This is a genomic window from Streptomyces sp. NPDC033174 (assembly GCF_055577795.1).
This window is the reverse complement of sequence record NZ_JBVIPQ010000005.1, coordinates 256,245-271,963: the sequence shown is the minus strand read 5'-3', so window position 1 is coordinate 271,963 and position 15,719 is coordinate 256,245. Positions and strand designations below refer to the sequence as shown.

Annotated in this window: 11 protein-coding genes; 10 read left to right on the top strand and 1 reads right to left on the bottom strand. The window is 69.7% G+C overall.

The window, feature by feature from the left end; genetic code table 11:
- Positions 1-11 precede the first annotated feature (11 nt).
- The 9 genes from ACZ5VC_RS18025 to ACZ5VC_RS17985 all read left to right on the top strand — a co-directional run bounded on the left by ACZ5VC_RS18025 (position 12) and on the right by ACZ5VC_RS17985 (position 13,211).
- Entirely contained in the window at positions 12-1,295 is a 1,284-nt protein-coding gene (locus ACZ5VC_RS18025; RefSeq protein ID WP_469121004.1) for an HRDC domain-containing protein, read from the top strand.
- 198 nt (positions 1,296-1,493) lie between these two features.
- Positions 1,494-2,720, top strand: coding sequence for a thiolase family protein (locus ACZ5VC_RS18020; protein ID WP_468704291.1), 1,227 nt, complete (start codon positions 1,494-1,496; stop codon positions 2,718-2,720).
- Positions 2,717-4,846, top strand: a complete 2,130-nt coding sequence (locus ACZ5VC_RS18015; RefSeq protein WP_469121003.1) for a 3-hydroxyacyl-CoA dehydrogenase NAD-binding domain-containing protein — start codon at positions 2,717-2,719, stop codon at positions 4,844-4,846. The genes ACZ5VC_RS18020 and ACZ5VC_RS18015 overlap by 4 nt, the downstream gene beginning before the upstream one ends.
- 181 nt (positions 4,847-5,027) lie before the next feature.
- On the top strand, positions 5,028-6,110 hold the full coding sequence (locus tag ACZ5VC_RS18010; protein ID WP_469121002.1) for a phage baseplate protein: 1,083 nt from the start codon (positions 5,028-5,030) through the stop codon (positions 6,108-6,110).
- A 253-nt stretch (positions 6,111-6,363) separates the two neighbouring features.
- The gene (locus tag ACZ5VC_RS18005) at positions 6,364-8,358 is read left to right on the top strand and encodes a hypothetical protein (protein WP_469121001.1); all 1,995 of its coding nucleotides are present in this window, start codon (positions 6,364-6,366) and stop codon (positions 8,356-8,358) included.
- 73 nt (positions 8,359-8,431) lie between these two features.
- Positions 8,432-9,934, top strand: a complete 1,503-nt coding sequence (locus tag ACZ5VC_RS18000) for an SDR family NAD(P)-dependent oxidoreductase (protein WP_469121000.1) — start codon at positions 8,432-8,434, stop codon at positions 9,932-9,934.
- A gap of 34 nt (positions 9,935-9,968) precedes the next feature.
- On the top strand, positions 9,969-10,787 hold the full coding sequence (locus tag ACZ5VC_RS17995) for a rhamnogalacturonan acetylesterase (RefSeq protein ID WP_469120999.1): 819 nt from the start codon (positions 9,969-9,971) through the stop codon (positions 10,785-10,787).
- A complete protein-coding gene (locus ACZ5VC_RS17990) occupies positions 10,784-11,596 on the top strand; it encodes an Ig-like domain-containing protein (RefSeq protein WP_469120998.1) in 813 nt (270 codons plus the stop codon). The genes ACZ5VC_RS17995 and ACZ5VC_RS17990 overlap by 4 nt, the downstream gene beginning before the upstream one ends.
- 10 nt (positions 11,597-11,606) lie before the next feature.
- The gene (locus tag ACZ5VC_RS17985; protein ID WP_469120997.1) at positions 11,607-13,211 is read left to right on the top strand and encodes a glycosyltransferase; all 1,605 of its coding nucleotides are present in this window, start codon (positions 11,607-11,609) and stop codon (positions 13,209-13,211) included.
- Here the strand turns inward: ACZ5VC_RS17985 and ACZ5VC_RS17980 are convergent.
- Positions 13,188-14,285, bottom strand: a complete 1,098-nt coding sequence (locus tag ACZ5VC_RS17980) for a hypothetical protein (protein ID WP_469120996.1) — start codon at positions 14,283-14,285, stop codon at positions 13,188-13,190. The two genes, ACZ5VC_RS17985 and ACZ5VC_RS17980, sit on opposite strands and share 24 nt — an antisense overlap.
- A 298-nt stretch (positions 14,286-14,583) precedes the next feature.
- Here ACZ5VC_RS17980 and ACZ5VC_RS17975 point away from each other — a divergent pair, with 298 nt between their 5' ends.
- Positions 14,584-15,687, top strand: coding sequence for an LCP family protein (locus ACZ5VC_RS17975; RefSeq protein ID WP_469120995.1), 1,104 nt, complete (start codon positions 14,584-14,586; stop codon positions 15,685-15,687).
- Positions 15,688-15,719: the final 32 nt, after the last annotated feature.

Genomic DNA, 15,719 nt, shown 5'->3' with positions numbered 1-15,719 from the left:
ACCCTTGACATGTGACCGACGCCCAAGACACCGCAGCAGAGACAGCACTGCGAACCACCGGGGGCGCTCCCCCGGACGACGACGTCCCTGCGAATGGGCTGCCGATCCCGCTGCTGGAGCCCCGCGAGGGCATCCCGCCGGTGGTCGCGACGGACGACGCCCTGCGGGAAGTCATCGCCGCCTTCGCCGCAGGAAGCGGTCCGGTGGCCGTCGACGCCGAGCGTGCCTCCGGCTACCGCTACGGCCAGCGCGCCTATCTCGTACAGCTGCGCCGCGAGGGCGCGGGCAGCGCGCTGATCGACCCGGTGGGCTGCCCGGACCTCTCCGGGCTCGGCGAGGCGCTCGCCGGCAGCGAGTGGATCCTGCACGCCGCGACCCAGGACCTGCCCTGCCTGCGCGAAATAGGCATGGTCCCGACCCGGCTGTTCGACACCGAGCTGGCCGGGCGCCTCGCGGGCTTCCCGCGGGTCGGCCTCGGCGCGATGGTGGAGAGCGTCCTCGGGTTCGCGCTGGAGAAGGGCCACTCCGCGGTGGACTGGTCCACCCGCCCGCTGCCCGAGCCCTGGCTCCGGTACGCCGCGCTGGACGTCGAGCTGCTCGTCGACCTGCGTGACGCACTGGAGAAGGAGCTCGACCGGCAGGGGAAGCTGGAGTGGGCCCTGCAGGAGTTCGAGGCGATCGCCTCGGCGCCGCCCGCTCCACCGCGCAAGGACCCCTGGCGCCGGACGTCCGGGATGCACAAGGTCCGCCGCCGCCGCCAGATGGCGGTCGTACGGGAGCTGTGGACGACCCGGGACGCGGTGGCACAACGCCGTGACGTGTCGCCGGGCAAGGTGCTCAGTGACGCGGCGATCGTCGAGGCGGCTCTGGCCGTCCCGCCCAACGTTCAGGCGCTGACGGCCCTGCCCGGGTTCGGGCACCGGATGGGCCGCAGGCAGCTGGAGCAGTGGCAGGCGGCCGTGGACCGAGCCAAGGCGCTGCCGGAATCCGAGCTGCCGCAGCCGGGCCAGCAGGTGGCCGGCCCGCCGCCGCCGCGCTCCTGGGCGGACAAGGACCCCGCGGCCGCGGCCCGGCTCTCGGCGGCGCGCGCCGCGGTCTCGACGCTCGCCGAGGAGCTGAGCCTGCCGCAGGAGAACCTGATCGCGCCGGACACGGTCCGCCGGGTCTGCTGGGAACCGCCGGCGGACGCCTCGGTGACCGCCGTCGCGGACGCGCTGACCGCGTACGGCGCCCGCCAGTGGCAGGTCGACCTCGCGGCCCCGCTGCTGGCCGGCGCGCTGGCGGCGGCCCCCTGACCCCTTCCCGGCCCGGGAACACGTGGCCCTCGGTCCCCCGGCCGGGGGCCACGTCGTACGAGTGGGCGGTGTGACGTTCGCCGCTCCCGGCGCAGGGGCTGGGCAGCTTGGTTACCCACAAGTAGCATGGGGGCAGCAAGCGCGCGCTTAGTCGCGTGCCCGCAGCAGTGCCACCCCGCACCCTGGAGGAGAGCCATCGTGCCTCGTACCGTCAGGGACGTCGTCTTCGTCGACGGCGTCCGCACCCCGTTCGGCAAGGCGGGCCCGAAGGGCATCTACCACGAGACCCGGGCCGACGATCTTGTCGTGAAGGCGATCCGGGAGCTGCTGCGGCGCAACCCGGAGCTCGACCCCGCGAAGATCGACGAGGTCGCCATCGCGGCCACCACGCAGATCGGTGACCAGGGCCTGACCCTCGGCCGCACCGCGGGCATCCTCGCCGGTCTGCCGCAGTCCGTGCCCGGTTACTCCATCGACCGTATGTGCGCGGGCGCGCTGACCGCCGTGACGTCGGTCGCCGGTTCCATCGCCTTCGGCGCGTACGACGCCGTCATCGCCGGTGGTGTCGAGCACATGGGCCGCCACCCGATGGGCGAGGGCGTCGACCCGAACCCGCGGTTCGTCAGCGAGAAGCTGGTCGACGAGTCCGCCCTGTTCATGGGCATGACGGCGGAGAACCTGCACGACCGCTACCCGCACATCACCAAGCTGCGCGCCGACGAGTACGCCGTGCGCTCGCAGGAGAAGGCCGCCAAGGCGTACGCCAACGGCAAGATCCAGCAGGACCTGGTGCCGATCTCGGTGCGCCGCACCAGCCCGGAGGCCGGGGAAACCGGCTGGGGCCTGGTCACCGCCGACGAGCCGATGCGCCCGGGTACGACCCTGGAGAGCCTCGCCGGGCTGAAGACGCCGTTCCGTACGCACGGCCGCGTCACGGCCGGCAACGCCGCCGGTCTCAACGACGGTGCCACCGCGTCGATCATCGCGTCCGAGGACTTCGCCCGCGAGAACGGCCTGCCCGTCAAGATGCGTCTCGTCTCGTACGCCTTCGCCGGCGTCGAGCCCGAGGTCATGGGCTACGGCCCGATCCCCGCGACCGAGAAGGCCCTCGCCAAGGCGGGTCTGTCGATCGAGGACATCAACCTCTTCGAGATCAACGAGGCGTTCGCCATCCAGGTCCTGGCCTTCCTGGACCACTACGGCATCGCCGACGACGACGCGCGCGTCAACCAGTACGGTGGCGCGATCGCGTACGGTCACCCGCTGGCCTCCTCCGGCGTCCGTCTGATGACGCAGCTGGCCCGCCAGTTCGAGGAGCAGCCGGAGGTCCGCTACGGCCTCACCACCATGTGCGTCGGCTTCGGCATGGGCGCCACGGTCATCTGGGAGAACCCGCACCACAAGGACGCCGGAGGCAGCAAGTGAGCACCACCGCTGAGCTTTTGAAGGGCGCGGCCGAGCTGTTCCCGGACGAGGTCGTCACCAGCGCCCACGTACGTCACTTCGAACTGCCCGCGGGTGCGGGCCGGTTCGCGCTGATCACGCTGGACAACGGCTTCGACCACACCAAGCCGACCACCTTCGGCCCCCAGTCGCTGGCGAACCTGAATGTCGCCATCGACCAGGTGGAGGCCGAGGCGGCGAACGGCGACATCGTCGGTGTCGGCATCACCGGCAAGCCGTTCATCTTCGCGGTCGGCGCCGACCTCAAGGGCGTCGAGCTGCTGAAGCGGCACGAGGACGCGCTGGCCATCGGCAAGGGCGGCCACGACGTCTTCAAGCGGCTGTCCGCGCTCGCGGTGCCGACGTTCGCGTACTACAACGGCGCGGCGATGGGCGGCGGTGTCGAGGTCGGTCTGCACTGCACCTACCGCACCGTCTCCAAGGCGCTGCCGGCGTTCTCGCTGCCCGAGGTCTTCCTCGGTCTCGTCCCGGGCTGGGGCGGCTGCACGATCCTGCCGAACCTGATCGGCGCGGACCGCGCGGTCTCGGTGATCATCGAGAACTCGCTCAACCAGAACAAGCAGCTCAAGGGCGCGCAGGTCTACGACCTCGGTATCGCCGACGCGCTCTTCGAGGGCGCCGACTTCCTCGAGCAGTCGCTGATCTGGACCGCGTCCGTCCTCAAGGGCGAGATCGTGGTCGAGCGCGCCGAGGTCGACCGCGGCGAGGCCTGGGACCAGGCCGTCGCGCGCGGCCGCTTCATCGCGGACTCCAAGGTGCACGGCGCCGCTCCGGCCGCGTACCGCGCGCTGGACGTCATCGCCGCCTCCAAGGACGGCGACCTCCAGAAGGGCTTCGACGCCGAGGACACCGCGCTCGCCGACCTGATCATGGGTGGCGAACTGCGGTCCGGCATCTACGCCTTCAACCTGGTGCAGAAGCGCGGCAAGCGCCCCGCCGGCGCCCCGGACAAGTCGCTGGCGCGTCCGGTCTCCAAGGTCGGTGTCGTCGGCGCCGGTCTGATGGCCTCGCAGCTGGCCCTGCTCTTCCTGCGCCGCCTCGAGGTGCCGGTCGTCCTGACCGACATCGACCAGGAGCGCGTCGACAAGGGTGTGGGCTATGTCCACGCCGAGATCGAGAAGCTGCTCGGCAAGGGCCGCATCAACCAGGACAAGGCCAACCGCCTCAAGGCGCTGGTGACCGGCGTCCTGGACAAGGCCGAGGGCTTCGCGGACGCGGACTTCATCATCGAGGCCGTGTTCGAGGAGATGTCGGTCAAGCAGAAGGTGTTCGCGGAGGTCGAGGCGGTCGCCCCGGCGCACGCGATCCTCGCCACCAACACCTCGTCGCTGTCGGTGTCGGAGATGGCCTCGAAGCTCCAGCACCCGGAGCGGGTCGTCGGCTTCCACTTCTTCAACCCGGTCGCGATCCTCCCGCTCCTGGAGATCGTGCGCGGCGAGAAGACGGACGACGCGTCGCTGGCGACCGCGTTCGGTGTCGCCAAGAAGCTCAAGAAGACCGCGGTCCTGGTGAAGGACGCCCCGGCGTTCGTCGTGAACCGCATCCTGACCCGCTTCATGGGCGAGATCCAGAACGTCATCGACGAGGGCACGCCGGTCGAGACCGCGGAGAAGGCCATCGAGCCGCTCGGTCTGCCGATGTCCCCGCTGGTGCTCCTGGAGCTCGTCGGCCCGGCGATCGGTCTGCACGTCTCGGAGACCCTCAACGGGGCCTTCCCGGACCGCTTCACGGTGTCGCCGAACCTCAAGGCCGTCGTCGAGGCGGGCAAGCGCGGCTTCTACGTCTACGACTCCGGGAAGCCGGAGCTGGATCCCGAGGTCGCCGCGCTGCTCAAGCAGGGCGACACCGTCCTGACGGAGCAGCAGGTCCGTGACCGTGTCCTGGACGCGGTGGCGCAGGAGATCGGCCTGATGCTGGAGGAGGGTGTCGTCGCCGAGGCGCAGGACATCGACCTCTGCCTGATCACGGGCGCCGGCTGGCCCTTCCACCTGGGCGGCATCACGCCGTACCTGGACCGCGAGGGTGTCTCCCAGCGGGTGAACGGCAAGCCGTTCCTGGAGCAGGGCGTGGCGAGCGTCCCGGCCTAGCCGGACCGGTTTACCGCGCGCGGGTGCCCGTTCCCACATGGTGGGGGCGGGCATCCGTCGTCAGGTGTGTGTTCGACGGGTGAACACCTGATGGCAGAATGGTGGATCTTCTCCTCCGGGTCGGTTCCCCGTCCGGCCCGGCCCATCAGCGCGAAACGGCACAGAACGGCGAACCCGCACCATGGCGAACCCAGGACACCGCTTCAGCCGCAGAACCCTGTTCCTCACCGGGGGCGCCGCGGCGGCCTCGCTGGCCGTGGGCGGTGCGGTGGGCGTGGCGCTGTGGCCGGAGGGGCCGGAGGGGCCGTCCACGCCGGACGGCGGGGGTGACGACGGGAAGGGCCCCGGGCATCTCCCTGCGAAGGCCGGAGTGTTCGACATCTCCACCGCGGAGCAGCTGTGGGCGCCGACCCCGCTCCATGACGTCACCGGGCCGCAGTCCCTCGCCTTCGATGATGTCAACCGCCATGTCTACGTTCTGCAACTCGTCCAGGGAGGACGGGAGTTGCTCGACGAGTCCGAGGTTCTCGACTCCGATGAACGGCGCCGTGCGGGGGACATGTGCATCACCAAATTCTCCCCCTCCGGGGAGGAGCTCGGGCAAATGTATCTCCGGGGCTTCGGGCACGGTCTCTCCATGGGGGTGGAGCCGGACGGTTCGAAGGCGCGGCTGTGGGTGGAGTCCGAGGCGAATCCGCGGACGGGCTTCGGGCGCTCCGTTAGCCGGGTGCGCTTTCGCGACGGCGCCGTCCTGGACAGCTCGTCCTCGGCGGTGGAGCACCACACTCCGGCCCCCGAGGGCAGTACGAAGGTCAGCCCGGCCCTGGACGTGCCGACCGGACGGGTCCTGGTCAGCTACTGGGCCGGCGAGGAGCACCGGTATTCGGTCCACCGGATGAAGGATTTCCTGGAGGGGAATTACGAACCCCTGCACACGGTGGAGAACTCGGCAATTCTGGAAGGCGAGACGTTCCAGGGGTGCGCACTTCACGGTGATTACATCTACCAGCTCACCGGAAATCCCTACAGCAAGCCCGGCGGAAGAAATCCGCGATCGTCCGGGGGAAATACCTTCGTATCCGCCATCGATCTTCGGACGGGAAACGCGGCGGGCCGCGGTCATGTTTCCGTCGACCCGTCCCTGCGGTACCGGGAGCCGGAGGGGATCGCGGTCCGTCTGGCCCCTGATCCCCTGCTGTGCATTGGCTTCTCGGTGAAATCCACGGGCCGCCGGAATATCGCACTCTATGGATTCAAGCCATGACGGACCCATACGTACCGTAATGCTACGGTGACGTAGTGCAACCATGTTACTCGCGTCACATATGACGCCGCCGACATCGTTTGATAACTGTTCCGCAACCAGTGGCGGGACGTTTACCGGTATAACCTTTCACAGTTCACCGGGGGCGTACTCGTTGCATATACTGCGGCGGGCACTTCACAAGTTCCACACAGTCCCGCTGTCACGCCCCCCACCGTGGCGCAGCTTCCGCCGAAGGAGGGCCTCACAGGCCATGGGCAAGCAACATCGTCAGGCCTTGCTGGGGATACTCATATCGAGCGCCCTGGTCGGCAGCTTCGTCGGCATGGTGGCGGCCGTGGTCATGGCCTCCCTCACCGTGTTCGCCGTCGCCGCCGCGGTCAGCTACGGGGCCGACCTGATGCTGCACAGCACCGCCTCCTCGACCCTGGACCGGCTGCGGGACTCGCGCTTCGGCCTGACGATCCGCTTCCTCATCCGCCAGTTCCTGCTGCTCGCCCTCTGCGGATCCATCGCGGACATCGACTCCTTCGTCGTCCAGATCACCTCGGTGGGACTGCTCCTCCTCTTCGTCCTCCAGCTCGCCTACGGCGCCGTACTGAAGCATGTGCGCACCAAGCGCCAGGAACTTCCGTACACCACACGCGCCCTGGACCTGGAGTCCCTGGGCATCCGGCGCATGCCGCACCCGTTCCTGATGAACAAGCACGTCCGAAAGACGTTGCACCTGGACATCCCGCTGGTGGCCGGCGCGCTCGGCACGATGGCGACCGACAACTGGCGTTATGTCACTTTCGGCGGAATCATTGCGGTTTCGGTCGCCTATCTGGCGCTGCTCGTCCTGCTGCCCGGCGCCCGGAACGCCCTGATTCTTCCCACCGCCGACGAGGCGATCGACGAACTGAACGAGCAGCTCGCCCAGTACCGCCCGCAGGTCGCGCTGTACTTCACCTTCGCCGCGGTGTCCCGGGACTTCATGTACCAGGTCAACATGTGGCTGGAGTCGCTGGAGTCGCTCGATCTGCGTCCCATCATCGTGCTGCGCGAGCGGGCGACCCTGCGCTACCTGGACGCCACGTCCGTCCCGGTGATCTGCGTCCCCAAGGCCGAGTACCTGGCCCGCGTGGAGATGCCCGAACTGCGCGTCTCGCTCTATCCGGGCAATGCGGGCAAGAACGTCCACATGCTGCAACGCGCCGAGGTGAAGCACGTCTTCATCGGCCACGGCGACAGCGACAAGCTGGCCTCCAGCAACCGCGTCAGCAAGGTGTTCGACGAGATATGGGTGGCCGGCCGGGCCGGCCGCGACCGGTACGAGCGCATCAAGCACGCCGTCAGTCACAACCAGATCGTCGAGGTCGGCCGCCCGCAGCTGATGTCCCTGCACCGGTGGACCGGCGCGGTGGCCAACCCCATCCCCACGGTGATCTACGCACCGACGTGGGAGGGCTGGACCGACGACGCCTGCTACACCTCGGTCATCCCCGCCGGTGAGAAGCTCATGGAGATCCTGCTCTCGCACGAGCGGCAGCTGCGGATCATCTACAAGCCGCACCCGCTGACCGGCACGCGCTCCCCCGCGGCGGCGGCCGCGCACCGGCGCATCATCACCCTCCTGCAGGAGGACAACGCCCGACGGTTCGGCCGCAAGGTCACCGACTCCAAGAGCGCCGCCCGCAAACTGGCCCGGATCGACAAGCGCATCGCCGACCTCTCCGAGCGCGGCGTCCGCTCGCCGTACCCGGACCTCACCGAGGGCGAGCGCACGGCCCGCATCCGCCGCAGCCGCAACCAGGCCGGCGCGCTCTACTGGAGCGCGATCCCGGACGAGGCCCACCATGTGGTGCTGGACCGGATCCCCTCGCTGAACGACTGCTTCAACCACTCCGACCTGCTCATCGGCGACATGTCCAGCGTGGTGTCGGACTTCGTCGCGACCCGGAAGCCGTACGCGATCTTCAACCTCGAGGGTCTGCCGGACAACGAGTTCAGGAACGAGCAGCGCACCGCCTACGCGTCGTACCTGCTGGATTCCGAGTGCAACGGACTGAGCGAAGCCCTCGACGCGATGCTCAACCCGGACCGGGACGTCATGGCGCAGTACCGCGAGCAGCTGAAGGAATACCTGCTCGGTCCGGACTATCCGCCGTCGGTCGTCCGCTTCAACGCCGCGGCGAACGACCTGTACCGACGGGGTCTGCAGGACTTCCCGGTCGAGTACCCGGAAGCGCCGCACGTCATCGCGTAACTGTTTTCGCTTTCCGTAATTCCCGTCGTCACCCCCTCGTCCAGCTTCACCCTCATCCAGGAGGCCGGAAATCTTGACCAGCCGTGCAACCCGACGCCGTACGTGTGCCGTCGTCCTCGCCGGTGGCACCGGACAGCGCGTCGGGCTCGCGATTCCGAAGCAGCTGCTGAAGATCGCAGGCAAGTCGATACTCGAGCACACCCTGTGCATCTTCGAGAACGCCCCGGACGTGGACGAGATCATCGTCCTCATGGCCGCCGACTACACGGCGGAGGCCGAGAAGATCGTCGCGAAGGCCGGTCTGAGCAAGGTCACGAAGGTGCTGCCCGGTGGTGCGACCCGCAGCGAGACGACCAGCATCGCCATCCGGGCCGTGTCCGAGGACCTGCCGGCTGGTGAGGACTGCAACCTCCTCTTCCACGACGCCGTGCGGCCGCTGCTGTCGCAGCGGGTGGTCAAGGAGTGCGTGGAGGCGCTGGAGCGCTACCAGGCCGTGGACGTGGCCATCCCGTCCTCGGACACCATCATCGTGACCCGGACGCACGGGGACGACGGCGAGTTCATCACCGAGGTGCCCGACCGTTCGCGGCTGCGGCGCGGCCAGACCCCGCAGGGTTTCCGGCTCTCCACGATCCGCCGGGCGTACGAGCTGGCCCTGGCCGACCCCTCCTTCGAGGCCACCGACGACTGCTCCGTCGTCATCAAGTACCTGCCCGACGTGCCGGTCAACGTGGTCATGGGCGACGAGTACAACATGAAGGTCACCCAGCCGGTCGACGTCTTCATCGCCGACAAGCTCTTCCAGCTCGCCTCCTCCACCGCGCCGCAGCAGGCCGGCGAGGAGTCCTACCGCGAGCGTCTCGAGGGCCGCACCATGCTGGTCTTCGGCGGCTCGTACGGCATCGGCGCGGACATCGCCCGGCTGGCGGAGAGCCACGGCGCCACGGTGTACGCGCTGGGCCGCTCCACGACCGGAACCCACGTCGAGAACCCGTCGGACGTCGAGGAGGCGCTCAGCCGGGCGTACACCGAGACCGGCCGGGTCGACTACGTCGTGAACACCGCGGGCGTACTGCGCACCGGTCGACTGGCCGAGACCAGCGCCGACGTCATCCGGGAGGCGACCGAGGTCAACTACGTCGCGCCGGTGAACATCGCCCGCGCCTCCTACAAGTACCTCGCCGAGAGCGGCGGCCAGCTGCTGCTCTTCACCTCCAGCAGCTACACGCGCGGCCGCGCCGAGTACAGCCTGTACTCCTCCACCAAGGCCGCCGTGGTGAACCTGACGCAGGCGCTCGCCGAGGAGTGGGCCGAGGACGGCATCCGCGTCAACTGCGTGAACCCCGAGCGCACGGCGACCCCGATGCGCACCCAGGCGTTCGGGCAGGAGCCCGAGGGCTCCCTGCTGTCCTCGGAGTCGGTGGCCCGCAGCTCGCTCGACGTGCTGCTCTCCCGGATGACGGGACATGTCATCGACGTGCGTCAGCAGGACCCGACGGCGGGCAACGCGCCGCTGTCGGGCTTCGAGCAGGCGATCGCATCCGTGCTCAGCCGACAGGAAAACCAGGAGCTCTAGGGTCCGTCCCGGGGCATGGTGCCGAGAGAGAAACATGACGTACGCAAGCGCAGAGCACTCGGGCCACCGGGCCAGGATCTTCCTGTCCGGCGGCTCGGGCACGGTGACCCGGCCGGCGAGCCATCTTCCGATGATGGGCTGGGGGCAGGCTCTAGGCCTGTTCCTCACCGATGACGTGGAAGTGGTCAACTGCTCCCGTGGGCGGGCCAGTACGAAGAGCTTCCGCGAGCGCGGACGGCTCCAGTGGATCCTCGACAACATGGCCCCGGGCGACTACCTGATCATGGCCTTCGGCCAGATCGACTGGAAGCCCGACCCCGGTATCCACACGGAGCCGTTCGAGGACTTCATGGAGCACCTGCGGGCGTACGTCACGGGTGCCCGTGAGGCCCAGGGGCACCCGGTCCTGATGATGCCCTTCGAGCGGCGCCGCATCGACCGGCACGGCAATGTCAGCCGGTTCCTCGGCGACTACCCGCTGGCCATGCGGCAGCTCGCGGCCGAGGAGCACGTCCCGCTCATCGACATGTACGGGCAGAGCCTGCAGTGGTGGGAGGAGCTCGGCCCCGAGGACACCAAGCACGTGTTCACCTACCTGCGGCCCGGTGAGCCCCTGATGCCGGTCGTGCAGGACGCGGACAACGTGCATCTGCGCGCCGAGGGGGCCATCGAGTGCGCCCGGTTCGTGGCGCGCGCCCTGGCGACCCAGCAGGTGATCCCCGCGCACTGGGTGAAGGACCTGGACCGGCGCAGCTTCTCGTACGACGAGATGGGCTGGCTGGACGACGCCACGTTCCTGCACCGGACGCGCTCGCGCGTCTCCCCCGTCCGTGACCAGAAGGCCGGCTCATGAACTACCTGCTGTGCCGCGGCAGGGCCGTCGGTACCGAAGAAACCTCTCCCGGTGTGGTCCACGCGGCCCTGTACAGCTCCGCCGATCCCTTCCAGGGAGTCGTCCCCGGTGACGTCGTGCAGCTGGGACTGTCCGTGGCGGTGGAGGGGGCGCCCTTCGGTTACGCCTACCTCCAGGAGAAGTACCTCGCCGACACGGCCGAGATCATCTCCATCCAGCAGCTCGAGTACTTCCCCCGGCAGCGCTGGTTCCGGGTCCGCGCCGAACCGGGACAGACCGGCACCGGCCTGCTGTCCCTGCGCGTCAAGCAGCCGAAGAAGGAGCCCCGGCTGCGGCCGCAGATCACCGTCGCCGTGCCGGAGCGCGCCGGGCGCAAGCTGATCCGCACCGGGTCGCTCCGCGACCACGCGCTGATGATCCGTTCGTCCTTCGCGCCGGGGCTGCGCATCGTCACCGCCCCGGGCGCCCAGGGCTCGGTGAACATGCTCACGGCGGTGCCGGAGGGCAGTACGCCGATCTCCCTGACCCAGCCGCGGTTCGGCACCGCGCAGGTCTCGCACGACGGCTGGCTCACCTACCTCCCCCACCAGGGCTTCGCGGGCTACGACCGGTTCGAGTACACGGTCGGCACACCGGACGGCCGGAAGATCACCGCCCCGGTGAACGTGCACGTCGGCGGGATGGACGCGACGCCGGGCGCGTTCCCGGAGCAGCTGCGGACCACCGACTTCCAGCACTGGCAGTGGTCCACCCTGACCGGGGAGATGCCGTGGCCCCGGCCGGGCGAGACGAACACGCGGAACGGATAGGCGTCGGCCCATGATGAATTCAGCACCCGTGCACCCCAGCGAGATCCGGGACGTCACCGTCGTCGTCCATGTCAGCGACCACGGCCGCAGCCTGGAGGCGTGCCTCGGCTCGCTGCTGCAGCAGTCGCTGGGCACGGACCGTTTCGACGTCATCGCCGTCGACGACGGCTCCACCGACGAGAGCGGTTCCGTGCTGGCCACCGCCGTGCGGCAGTACCCCGGCTGGCTGCGCGCGGGACAGCTGCCGCGCGGTCTGAGCACGTCGGAGGCCCGCAACTGGGGCCTGAGCCAGGTGTCCGGCCGGTATGTCATCTTCCTGTCGGGCGCCGACCGGCTCACGCCGAAGGCCCTGGAGCTGATGGTCGCCGCCGCAGACACGCACGAGGCCGACGTGGTGCTCGGCAAGCTGGAGAGCTCCGGCCGCCACGCGGTCGCCACGTCGATGTTCCGCAGGACGCAGGCGTCGGCCGACCTCTACGGCTCGCGCGTGTACTGGTCGCTGACGCCGGACAAGCTGTTCCGGACCAGCATGCTGCAGCGCCGCGCCCTGGAGTTCCCCTCCGACATGCCGATCGGCGAGGACCAGGCGTTCACCGCGGCCGCCTACGTCCACGCCGACAACATCTCCGTCGTGGCGGACGAGACGTGCGTCATCAAGGGCCCGTCGTCGGCGGGCGCCGTCCAGCTGACGCAGCGGGTCGCGCTGGCGGCCCGGATGATGGCGCTGGTGACCTCGCTGGTCCCGGCAGGGCCCCGGCAGGATCTGCTGCTGTCCCGTCACCTCGAGACCGAACTGGGCAAGGCCACCGGCGCGTTGCTGCTCGCCTCGGACAACCACGCCGAGCGGGAGCGGACCCTGTGGGCCGCTTCCGAAGTCCTGCGCACGCACATGACGCCCGGCGCGCTCGCGCTGCTGCCGAGGCCGCTGGCCGTACGGCTGGCGCTGATCTCGGCGGGCCGTTACGCCGAGGCCCAGCAGATGGCCGCGTACGAGGCCGAGAAGGGCAGCGCCGCGCCGCGCAAGACCGTCGAGGACGGCCGGGTCTACACGACGCTGCCGTTCTTCCGCGACCCGAACGTGGGGCTGCCGGACGAACTCTTCGACATCACCGACAAGATGACGGTGAATCAGCAGCTGACGAGCCTGAAGTGGAACGGCCCGCTGCTGCTGCTGGACGGGCACGCCTTCTTCGAGCAGCTCACCACGCGCGAGCGAGCCACGAAGGTGGTGCTCCGCCACCGGCTGACCGGCGCCGAGGAGCGCTTCTCCGTGACGGCCCGCCGGGACGAGAAGCTGGTCAACTCCAAGGGCAAGCCCCGTGCGATGGGGCGGTTCTCCACCCGGATCAACCTGAGGCAGATGTCCAACGGCTGGCCGCTCGGTCCCGGAGTGTGGGACGTGTTCCTGGCGGTGAGCTTCGAGGGCGTCACCCAGGAGGTGCGGCTCGGGCGCAAGCGCTCCCCCGAGGTCGACTCGGTGGCCCGGGCGCCCATGGTGTTCGCCCCGTCCGCGACGAGCGCCCAGCACGAACTGGCGGCGACGCCGTTCTACACCGAGGAGGGGGACCTCGCCATCGAGATCTCCGAGCGGCTACCGCTGCCGGGCGCCCAGTGAGTCGTCGTGGGCCTCGTGGCGACTCCACGGGCCGAAGGCGAGGCCGTCCTGCGTGACGTCCTGGCGGGCCACGAGCAGGGCGCCGTCCTTGTCGAGCGCGGCGACCACGATGCGCCCCGCCACGTCCACGGCGACCTGCGGGGCCTCCGCGCCCGAGCGGCTGTTACCGAGGGTCGCCCACCAGGCGCCGTACCCCTCGTTCTCCGTGACGTACGCGGCGACCTCGACGCCACCGCCGGCGGCCTTCTGGGCGAGCACCGTGCAGTCGTACCCGCCGACGGTGGCGCGGGCCACACCGGGCCTGCCGCCGCCGCCCGCGCCGCCCAGGGACATCAGCCCGCCGGGGGTCGTCCGGCCCTGCGCGCGCCAGGCGACGAGGGAGTCGTCCCCGGGGTAGCGCCAGAAGTACGTGGCGCGCCTCGGGCCGGTCTGGCAGGCGACCTGAGTGCCGTCGGCCACCGGTGTGCCGAAACGATCCCTCAGCTCGAAGCGGCCGCCGCCGGCGCCCACCCACCGGTCCACTCCGGCGCGCCCCACGGCGAGCACCTCGAGGGGCCCGCCCTCGGGCATCGCTGCCGCGAACTCGCCGGCGTACGGACCGTTCGTCACGCTCTTCCAACGGCCCCAGCGTCCCTCGCCGTTGCGGCTGCGCCGCACGATGCCGCCGGCCCGCAGCGACACCAGGACATGCACGGAACCGGACACCTGGTTGACCACGACGAGCGGACCCGCGACGACGGGATCCGCCGCCTCCACGCCGGGCACGGCCGGAGTGCCCAGGTTGTGCCAGTCGATGAGCGCGCGGCCGGTCTGGAACTGGGTGCTGACGACCACCTGCGGTGCGCCGCCGTCCGAAGGCCACCGGACCCCCGCGAAGTGCACATAGCGTTCACGGCTCTGCGCCATGGCGAGATGACCGCTCCAGCCGTCCGGCGCCTCGATCGGTTCGGGTCCCGCGAAGGTTCCCCGGGCGGTCTCGGTCCAGCGGACCAGGCCCTCGCGGGTGGCCGCGTACGCCGTCAGACGGCCGTCGTGACCGCTGAACAGCCAGCGTCCCGCTGGGGGCTGGGGCATCCCCGGACGGTGCCCGGTGGCGGCCCCCGACGGGGTCGTGCCGAAGTCCGCGCCCCGGCCTTTGCGCCTGCCACGGATCACGACCACACTCCGCCTTTCGGTCCTTCGGTACGCCGAAGTTTGTCACACGCTTCACCGCGCGTTCACAGGGAAGCGGCCACCCCCACGGACTGCGGCAGTACGAGATCTGCATATTATTCACAGCGTCCTGAAGCTGACAGGTGGGCCGGTATCACGCGCCGCCCGTTCCTCTCGCACGCGAATCCACGGCGTCCCGACGGAAGAGGCTCGACGAGTAATGACCGACCAGAACACCGCGTTGAGACCGACCGGAACGCAGGGCGACGGAGGGGGCACGCGCTCCCGCGCCGCGGGACGCAGACGCGGCAGGAAGCGCCGTCCGCTGCGGATCATCCTGCTGACCCTGCTGGTGCTGGTGCTCGCCGCGGGCGGCACCGCGTGGTGGATGTACAGCAGCCTGGACAGCAACATCAAGGGTGTTGACCTCGACAAGGCGCTCGGCGACGACCGTCCCCAGAAGCTGCCCACGGCCGGACAGAACCTCCTGGTGCTCGGCTCCGACTCGCGCGCCGGCGAGAACGGCAAGCTGACCGGAGGCAATGTCAGCGGTGCCCGCTCCGACACCGCGCTGGTGGTGCACATACCCGAGGGCCGGACCCGGGCCACGGCGGTGAGCATCCCCCGCGACACCCTGGTCACCCGGCCCGAGTGCACGAAGTCGAACGGCGAGAGCGCCCCCTCCAAGCAGCGCGTGATGTTCAACTCCGTCTACGCGCAGTTCGGTCAGGCCTGTGTGGTCAAGACCGTCGAGAAGATCTCCGGCGTACGGATCGACCACTACCTCGAGATCGACTTCGCCGGCTTCAAGGACCTGGTCGACGCCATAGGAGGCGTCACCGTGGACGTGGACGAGCCGATCAAGGACGGCGCCAGCGGCCTCGACCTGGCCGCCGGCCCGCAGAAGCTCGACGGCACGCAGTCCCTGGCGTACGTCCGCACCCGGCACGGCGTCGGTGACGGCAGCGATCTCGGCCGTATCGGTCTCCAGCAGAAGTTCCTGATGGCCCTGTTGAGCGAGGTCAAGAAGCAGGACCTGCTCAGCAGCCCCACCAAGTCGTACAAGATCGCGAGCTCCGCGACCAAGGCGCTGACCACCGACTCCGCCCTCGCGTCCCTCTCCTCGCTGAGCGAGTTCGCGCGCAGCATGAACGGGGTCGACCCGGCCAACATGGAGACGATCATGCTGCCGGTGGCGTACGACAAGAAGGACCCCAACCGCGTGGTGGCCGCCGAGCCGCAGGCCACGGAGCTGTGGAAGGCGATCCGCAACGACGAGCGGATCCCGGCCTCCGCGAAGAAGTCGCCCGCGACGGGCGGCTGATCGCACCCGGCACGGCTTCTGCGAACGCCCCG